This is a genomic window from Campylobacter concisus (assembly GCF_002912425.1).
GTDB lineage: Bacteria > Campylobacterota > Campylobacteria > Campylobacterales > Campylobacteraceae > Campylobacter_A > Campylobacter_A concisus_AH.
In genome coordinates, this window is record NZ_POYR01000131.1 from 1 (window position 1) to 1,578 (window position 1,578).

General features: G+C 32.2%; 2 protein-coding genes. Both read right to left on the reverse strand.

What is annotated here, in order from left to right; genetic code table 11:
* Positions 1-168: 168 nt before the first annotated feature.
* On the reverse strand, positions 169-720 hold the full coding sequence (locus CYP84_RS07390; protein WP_103637135.1) for a hypothetical protein: 552 nt from the start codon (positions 718-720) through the stop codon (positions 169-171).
* A 10-nt stretch (positions 721-730) separates the two neighbouring features.
* Positions 731-1,578, reverse strand: an 848-nt coding sequence (locus CYP84_RS10805; RefSeq protein ID WP_180996400.1) for a glycoside hydrolase family 24 protein, incomplete at its 5' end; no start/stop codon positions are given.

A 1,578-nucleotide genomic window follows, 5' to 3' on the forward strand; every position in this document is an offset into this window, starting at 1 on the left:
ATATAGTGTGGCTGCCATAGTCCATTGTAGGATCAAGTGGATAGTCGTTTATCTGTAAAAAGTCAGAGGCAAATTTTCTCATAGCTTCGTTCGGGCTTAAAGGCTCGTAAGCATATAAATTTAAGCTTATTAGCAAATTTATTAATAATATGGTTCTAAATTTCATGATTATTCTATTGGCGTATCGCAATGTGTTTTTTCTGATATGCTTTTTAGCTCCTTCTTACCATTTTTAAGTGTTTTTAGTACAAAATACTCTTGTTTGCAAACATCTGTATCGAAATTTACAAATCTAGCCATTAGAAGATCGCTATCCTCTCTAGTATAAAGTTTGGCAAATCCGCCCATTTCACTATCTTTAAACAATGGTCTGGTTTCGGTATTGTCAAATTTATCCATACCTTCTATCTTTACGCTCTTGCCTGCACTTAAGTCCTCAACTGTTCTATAATAGCAGCTAGTGCCACAACTATGCGTAACTATCATATACTTACCTGCAAAATTTACGTAAAAATCTTGCTGATTGCTTACAAATTTGCCAAATTTATCTCTATAAAGCCCTTCTTCATCCTTCTTATAACTATTTGGAATTTTTATCTCACCTTTATATACTTCTTTGACCTTATGTTTGTCAAATTCAGCCTCTAGTTTTTCTTCTAACTCAGAACAAAAAGTAGAAGTAAGTAAGGCAAAAATAAGAACCAAGCCATTTAACTTCATAACATATCCTTTAATCTAAAAATTTTTTAATATCTTTATTGCTTATAGCTAAATTACTTATACCTATTTGTTCTAATTCCAAATGATACATATAGTACTCCATAAACTTATCCATAGTTATGGTTCGTTGTCCATATGGAGAGTCTGGCATGCTAGCCCATTCGTAATGTAGTCTTTTTTTGTCATTATCAGTCCTGCTTCTAACTGCCTCGTCAATTTTTTCATCTGCTATCAACTCAAGAGCGTTTCTAATGTGTTTAATTAATATCAAACAAGCTTTGTCTTGGTTAATAGGAGAAAAATCAGTAATATCATAGGTCTTTTTGTACTTTTTGAGAATCATATCCCAAGTACTAGATTTTATTTGGTATGCACCAGCAGCACTAGAATTAAGAGATTTTACATAATATCTTGGATGATCTGAAAAGTCTTTTCCATAATCTTTAGTAAATAACTTTCCACCAACATTTATTTCGTATCCGTTGCTTCCATTTGTTCCTTCACCGTACTTTATAGCGCACATAAAAGCTCTTATTCTAAATATTCTAATGTCTATTTCGGTTTTTACCCCAACCTCTTCATCCCTATCCACCCACATACCCTTATCTACTCTTGTTATACTCTTTGATTCATTAAAAGAGTTGATAAAGCTATTCATATTATCTTTGCTTAGTAGGTTGATACCATACTTGGTATCTTGGTTTATCTTTGTTTGACCTGTTTGGTTTGTGTTGCTTTGGTTTTGATAGTTTGTGGAATTTGCTTCATCTATGTAAATTTGATATCTCTTATTTGTACTATCTTCACTCTTTAGCTCTTTAGTAAGTTTATCATCTTCATAGATATTTATATCCTGTG

Bases quoted from the DNA above. Each gene is read 5' to 3' on its own strand.
- CYP84_RS07390 (WP_103637135.1), bottom strand. From the start codon at position 720: ATGAAGTTAAATGGCTTGGTTCTTATTTTTGCCTTACTTACTTCTACT.